This window comes from Bradyrhizobium sp. YR681 (assembly GCF_000282615.1).
Classification (GTDB): Bacteria; Pseudomonadota; Alphaproteobacteria; order Rhizobiales; family Xanthobacteraceae; genus Bradyrhizobium.
Genome location: NZ_AKIY01000193.1, coordinates 41,590 through 47,965, shown reverse-complemented (window position 1 = coordinate 47,965; position 6,376 = coordinate 41,590). Strand labels below are relative to the sequence as shown.

At 64.9% G+C, this 6,376-nt stretch carries 5 protein-coding genes; 3 read left to right on the top strand and 2 right to left on the bottom strand.

Annotated elements, in window-relative coordinates; all coding sequences use genetic code 11:
- Nucleotides 1–481: 481 nt before the first annotated feature.
- Complete coding sequence (locus PMI42_RS17485; protein ID WP_008136448.1) at nucleotides 482–1,267, bottom strand: SDR family NAD(P)-dependent oxidoreductase; 786 nt, start codon at nucleotides 1,265–1,267, stop codon at nucleotides 482–484.
- A gap of 133 nt (nucleotides 1,268–1,400) precedes the next feature.
- Between PMI42_RS17485 and PMI42_RS17480 the strand changes: the two genes are divergently transcribed.
- From PMI42_RS17480 to PMI42_RS17470, 3 genes are all read left to right on the top strand, one after another.
- Entirely contained in the window at nucleotides 1,401–2,099 is a 699-nt protein-coding gene (locus PMI42_RS17480) for a histidine phosphatase family protein (RefSeq protein ID WP_008136447.1), read from the top strand.
- Nucleotides 2,100–2,183: 84 nt separating this feature from the next.
- On the top strand, nucleotides 2,184–2,951 hold the full coding sequence (locus PMI42_RS17475) for an SDR family NAD(P)-dependent oxidoreductase (RefSeq protein ID WP_008136446.1): 768 nt from the start codon (nucleotides 2,184–2,186) through the stop codon (nucleotides 2,949–2,951).
- Nucleotides 2,952–3,077: 126 nt separating this feature from the next.
- A complete protein-coding gene (locus tag PMI42_RS17470) occupies nucleotides 3,078–5,042 on the top strand; it encodes an AI-2E family transporter (RefSeq protein WP_008136445.1) in 1,965 nt (654 codons plus the stop codon).
- A gap of 5 nt (nucleotides 5,043–5,047) precedes the next feature.
- On the opposite strand, the gene PMI42_RS17465 is transcribed toward PMI42_RS17470, so the two are convergent.
- Nucleotides 5,048–6,268, bottom strand: coding sequence for a serine hydrolase domain-containing protein (locus PMI42_RS17465; RefSeq protein ID WP_008136444.1), 1,221 nt, complete (start codon nucleotides 6,266–6,268; stop codon nucleotides 5,048–5,050).
- Between the last annotated feature and the right edge of the window lie 108 nt (nucleotides 6,269–6,376).

Below are 6,376 nucleotides of genomic sequence, written 5' to 3'. Positions count from 1 at the left end.
TGCCCTGTTACCCGCTGTGCAATGTAGCGCAATCTGCTCGTGGCATGGCGGACAATGGGAGCCAGCCGGCTCCCGGCCTTCCCTGCGCCCTCTTTCATGAGGGGGTGAGAAGACGAGCAAAGCTCGGGCGAAATGCGCCGCGAGGATGCGAGGGTGTGTCTGCGATTGAACTGCGAATTGGAGGAGCGACGCTGCCCCCACACATTCCGTCATTGCGAGCGCAGCGAAGCAATCCAGAACCTTTCCGCGGAGGGACTCTGGATTGCTTCGCTGCGCTCGCAATGACGGTGTTGAGACAGGTGCGCACAAAAAACCGCGCTCTCGTGCCCCGGACGCAGCGCAGCGCTTCTTCAGCGGTGCGCTGCAGAGCCGGGGCCCATGTCGCAGCAAGTCGCGCGGCCGGCTGGGTCCCGGCTCTGCGGAGCGTCACTGCGTGCCGCACCGCTACGCGCTGCGTCGCGTCCGGGACACGAGAACGATGCTAAACCGGCTTGCCCGTATAGGGCATCGACGCCGTCAGGCCGCCGTCCACCGGGAACGCTTGCCCATTCACATACGAGGCCTCGTCGCTCGCCAGAAACAATCCCATCGCGGCGAGCTCGTGCGGCTGGCCGGGACGCTTGAGCGGATTGAGCTGGCCGATCTTGTCCTGGGTGCCGCGCTCCTTGGCGCGGTCGAAGATCGGCTTGGTCATGCCGGTTTCGATCAGGCCCGGGCATACCGCGTTGATGCGCACGCCGGTGCCGGTCAGCGAATAGGCCGTGGTCTGCACCAGCGAGATCACGCCGGCCTTGCTCGCCGCGTAGGGATGTCCGCTGGCGCCGGCCTTGAGGCCTGCGACGGACGCCGTCAGCACGATCGCGCCGGATTGCTGCTTCACCATGTGCGGCATCGCGTGCTTCACCGCGAGGAACGGGCCGATCAGATTGACGCGCAAGACCTCCTGCCAGTGCTCCACCGTCTGCTCGCCGAGCGGCACCAGCCCGCCGGAGACGCCGGCATTGGCCCAGATCACATCGAGCCGGCCATGCGTCTTCACCGCCTTGTCGATCACCGCAATGACGTCGGTTTGGGAGCCCGCATCCGCGATCATGGCTTCTGCGACACCGCCGGCCTTCTTCACCTCGTCGACCGTCTCCTTCACCGCCTCGGTGCGATCGACCGCGATGAGCTTTGCGCCTTCCCTGGTGAAGAGCAGTGCTGCCGCACGGCCGATGCCGCTGCTGGCGCCGGTGATGATGACGGATTTGCCTTGCAGACGGCCCATGCGTTTCTCCCTTTGCTTCGCACGCGACGCTTGCCGCGCGACGGAATTTCAAACAAGATTTCAAACGGTAAAGTGTCTTGAGACACATTCACACCTGACGTACAGCGACATCACACGGGATGGAAGGGTTTCGATGGCATCCGCAGACAAGCCGAACGTGATCACGACGCGCTGGTGGTGGGTCCGTCATGCGCCGGTGCGCAATGACGGCGGCAACATCTACGGCCAGAGCGATCTCCCCTGCGACACCAGCGACACCTACGTCTTCAATGCTGTTGCCAAGGTGCTGCCACGCAAGGCGGTCTGGTATTCGAGCAATCTGATGCGCACGCACCAGACCGCGGAAGCGATCTGGGCGGCCGGGTACCCGAAGCCTGCGTCGATGCCATGGGAAGCAGATCTCGCCGAGCAGAATCTCGGGCGATGGCAGGGCATGAACCGCGCCCAGTTCATCGCGAGTCGCCCCGTTGGATCGAGCTGGTTCGCCGACATCAACGAGCCCGCGCCCGGCGGCGAGAGTTTCATGGATCTCTACAATCGCACGCGCCGCACCGTCGAGCGTATCAACAGCGAGGCGGGCGGGCAGGACATCATTGCGGTCGCGCATGGCGGCACCATCAAGGCCGCAATCGGGCTTGCGCTCGACGGCCAGGTGGAGAGGGCGCTGTCGTTCGACATCGACAATTGCTCGATCACGCGGCTCGACTATTTCTCGAGCCCCGAACGCTCGGTCTGGCGATTGCCGATGGTGAACCAGCAGCCGTGGATCGCCGATGACGCGCACGCGGAGATGCATCAGCCGTCGGGTCCGGAAGTCAAGAAGCTCGCCTGAGCAATTGCCCGGTCGCGCGGGCGCGGCGTAAGTTTCAGGCCAACAATAATCGCACTCTGCAAATCATAACTCTGGGAGAGAAGCATGACCTTGTTCGACATGAAGGGGAAAGTCGCCGTCATCACGGGATCGACGCGCGGCATCGGGCTTGCGATCGCCGAGCGCATGGCCGAGCACGGCGCCAAGGTCGTGATCTCCTCGCGCAAGGCAGACGTCTGTGACCAGGTCGCCCAGGGCATCAACGACATGTTCGGCAAGGGCACCGCGGTCGCGATCGCCGCCAACATCTCGTCGAAAGAGAATCTGCAAAACCTGATCGACGAGAGCAATCGCGCTTTCGGCAAGATCGACGTGCTGGTCTGCAACGCCGCCTCGAACCCGTATTACGGTCCGCTCGCCGGCATCTCCGACGATCAGTTCAGGAAGATTCTGGACAACAACATCGTCGCCAACAATTGGCTGATCTCGATGGTGGTGCCGCAGATGATCGAGCGCAAGGACGGCTCGGTCATCATCGTCTCCTCGATCGGCGGCCTCAAGGGCTCGACCATCCTCGGCGCCTACGCGATCTCGAAGGCCGCCGACATGCAGCTCGCGCGCAACCTTGCTTGCGAATACGGCAAGCACAATATCCGCGTGAACTGCATCGCGCCGGGCCTGATCAAGACCGATTTTGCCAAGGCGCTGTGGGACAATCCGGAGAATTTGAAAGCCTCGACCTCGCGCTCGCCGCTGCTGCGCATCGGCATCCCCGACGAGATCGCGGGCGCAGCGGTGTTCCTGGGTTCGAAGGCGGGCGACTTCATGACCGGCCAGACCATGGTGATCGACGGCGGCGCGACGATCAGTTGAGGCGCTCCCGCCCAAGGGAAGTGGTTGGGTGAGCCGCTACGGCGAGGAACCAACCACTTTCCGGCTCGTTAGCCCCGCGCATTCATCGTCGACCGATATGGCAGACGAGGGCGAAAAGCGAGATAGATGATCCCCACGGTGATCAAGCCGCAATCTCCCGACGACGTCTCCGCAATGGTTGTCACGGTAGGGGCGGCGATCCTCAGCATTATCATCGTCTCGGCTCTCTATCTGGGACGGGAAATCTTCGTTCCCGTCGCGCTCGCCATCCTGCTGAGCTTCGTGCTCGCAGCTCCCGTCAGGTTGATGCAGCGTCTTCACGCGCCACGCGCGCTGGCCGTGGTCGGCGTCGTGCTGTTTGCCTTCGCCATCATTTTCGCCTTGGGAAGCGTGATCGCGACGCAGCTCAACGGCCTCGCCGGCGATCTGCCGAAGTACCAGGTCACGATTCTCTCCAAGATCCAGTCGGTGCGCGGCGTCGCCGGCGGCAGTTCCACACTGGAGCGCGCCGCCGGGATGCTTCAGGACCTCGGCAAGGAGCTGGACAAGCCCAAATCGGTTGCGCCCGCCAATCCGCTGACCTCCGGCACGCCCACCCCCGGCGTCAAGCCGGTCCCGGTGGAGGTCTTGCAGCCCGATCCCGGCGCGCTGGAGAGCCTGCGCTCGCTGATCGCCCCCTTGGTGTCGCCGCTGGCAACGACCGGGATCATCGTCATCTTCGTGATCTTCATCCTGATTCAGCGCGAGGATCTTCGAAATCGTCTGATCAGGCTGGCGGGCTCGCACGATCTGCAACGCACGACTGCTGCACTCGACGACGCCGCGGCGCGCTTGAGTCGGCTCTTCCTCAACCAGCTCATGCTCAACACGGGCTTCGGCGTGCTGATCGGCACCGGCCTGTGGCTGATCGGGATTCCCAGCGCCGCGCTGTGGGGCATTCTGGCAGCCGTGCTGCGCTTTGTGCCGTATATCGGTTCGATCATCGCGGCGGCATTTCCGCTCGCGCTCGCCGTGGCGGTCGATCCGGGCTGGTGGATGCTGGCCTGGACCGCAGCGCTGTTCTTCGTCATCGAACCGCTGGTCGGGCAGGTCGTCGAACCGCTGTTGTACGGCCGCACGACGGGCCTGTCGCCCGTGGCGGTCGTCGTCTCGGCGACGTTCTGGACGGCGCTGTGGGGACCGATCGGGCTTGTGCTCGCAACGCCGCTCACCGTGTGTCTGGTCGTGCTCGGCCGCCACGTCGAAAGGCTGTCCTTTCTTGACGTCATGTTCGGCGATCGCCCGGCGCTGTCGCCTCCCGAAATCTTCTATCAGCGCATGCTGGCGGGCGACCCGACCGAAGCCGCCGAGAAGGCCGAGCAGTTCCTCAAGGAGCGATCGCTCGCGGCCTATTACGATGAGGTCGCGATCAAGGGCATGCAGCTGGCCCAGTCGGACCTCGACCGCGCGGCGCTGGACCAGACGCGGCTCGTGCGCATCCGCGATACCGTGGTTGAATTTGTCGAAGATCTCTCGGATCAGGAGGATGGCCGTCCCGCCGGAAATGAGCGGACCTTGGACGCCGAAGCCGTCGATGCCGTCGAAGCGGTCGCGCCGGCCACGGACCGGCCGGACATTCCTGTGCTCGACGCTGCCGTCCTCGCGGAACGCTTTCGCGGCGAAAATGCCGTGCTCTGCATTGGAGGCCGGACCAAGCTCGACGAGGCCGGGGCCATCATGCTCGCGCAGCTCTGCCGCGCCCATGGCGTCGGCAGCCGTGTCGAAGGACCGGAAGCGTTGTCGACCGCCAACATCTTCCGCCTCGAGACGTCAGGCGTGGCCTTGGTCTGCCTGAGCTATATCGGCATCACGAGCCCCGCGCATTTGCGCTACGCGGTGCGCCGGCTGCGCCGCAAGCTGCCGCAGGCGGCCATCATGGTCGGATGCTGGGCGGAGGGTGTCGTGAACATCGACGAGCTGCGGGAGACGGCGAAGGCCGATCTGTTTGCCACCTCGTTGCGCGAGGCGGCGCAAATCGTCGTTGCCATGGCGCAGGGCCAGGAGGGCACCGCGCCCTCTGCCGCGGAGCCTGGCTTGTTGGCGCGTGCCTGAGAAGGCTACTCCACCGCCGCGTAAACCAGATCCCGCACCAGCGTCCGGGTAAAATCGCGCTGGCCGGGGCCCTGGCTCATGAACACCGTGAACAGATCCTCCTTCGGATCGATCCAGAAGAACGTCCCGGCAATGCCGCTCCAGAAATACTGGCCGACGCTGCCGGGGAACGGCGCGATGCCAGCCTCGCGGCGGACGGCGAAGCCGAGGCCAAAGCCGTGGCCGGGCGAGAGCAGCGTGCCGTTGGTCACAACGTGCGGCCCGAGGTGATCGGAAGCCATCAGCTCCAGCGTCTTGCGGCCGATGATCCTGTTGCCGTCGAGCGTGCCACCATTGCGCAGCATCAGCGCGAAGCGGGCATAGTCCGTCGTGGTCGAAACGAGACCGCCGCCGCCTGACTCCATGATCGGCTGCTCCAGCATGTTGAACAGCGCGACCTTGTCGCCGGTCCAGGGATCGGCTTCGAACGGCTGGGCGAGCCTGTTGGCATTGGCCTCCGAGGTCGAGAAGCCGGTCTCGGTCATCTGGAGCGGTGCGAGGATGCGATCGGTCAGGAAGGCGCCGAGCGATTTGCCGCTGACGACTTCGATGATGCGGCCAAGGATGTCGGTGGAGCGGCTGTAGTTGAATTCGTCGCCGGGGTGGCAGACGAGGGGGAAGCTCGCCACCAAAGCGGCATGCTCGGCATTGGTGATCTTGCGGCTGCGGACGCGGGACTCCTGGTAGAGCTTGTGTACGGGGCCGTCGCCCTGGTGCTCATAAGTGAGACCCGAGGTGTGGCGGAGCAGGTCCTGCACCGTCATCGGCCGCTTGGGCGGAACCAGTTCCAGCTTGCCGCCGCTGACGACGCCGACCTTCTGGTCGGCGAATTCCGGGATGAACTTGGCAACGGGATCGCCCAGCAGCAGGTGGCCGTCTTCGACCAGGGCCATGATGCCGACCGACACGATCGGCTTGGTCATCGAGAAGATCCGGAAGATCGAATCAAGCGCCATCGCCGGGCCGGCCGGGCCCTGCCTGCCGAGCGCCTCGAACCAGCCGACCTGGCCGCGCCGGGCCACCAGCACCGTGATGCCGGGGATGGTTCCCTTGTCGATCTCGCGCTTGAACGCGTCCGACATCGCCTGGAGGCGGGGCCGCGACAGGCCCAGCGTCTCGGGCCTGGCCTCGGGCAAGGGCGGGGTTTTCGGCGCGGTCGTGGGGCGAGGGGCGGCTGTCGCGGTCATGGGGACTCCCGGTTGCTCTTTATTATCGGGAGGGGACTGTGACCCAGAAGCAGCGGTACAAACAAGCGAAGCCAGCGCGCTTCACCCTTGCAATCCGTCCTTGCAAAC

Coding starts and splice junctions, on each gene's coding strand:
- PMI42_RS17465 (WP_008136444.1), bottom strand. CDS start 6,268: ATGACCGCGACAGCCGCCCCTCGCCCCACGACCGCGCCGAAAACCCCG.
- PMI42_RS17480 (WP_008136447.1), top strand. CDS start 1,401: ATGGCATCCGCAGACAAGCCGAACGTGATCACGACGCGCTGGTGGTGG.
- PMI42_RS17475 (WP_008136446.1), top strand. CDS start 2,184: ATGACCTTGTTCGACATGAAGGGGAAAGTCGCCGTCATCACGGGATCG.
- PMI42_RS17470 (WP_008136445.1), top strand. CDS start 3,078: ATGATCCCCACGGTGATCAAGCCGCAATCTCCCGACGACGTCTCCGCA.
- PMI42_RS17485 (WP_008136448.1), bottom strand. CDS start 1,267: ATGGGCCGTCTGCAAGGCAAATCCGTCATCATCACCGGCGCCAGCAGC.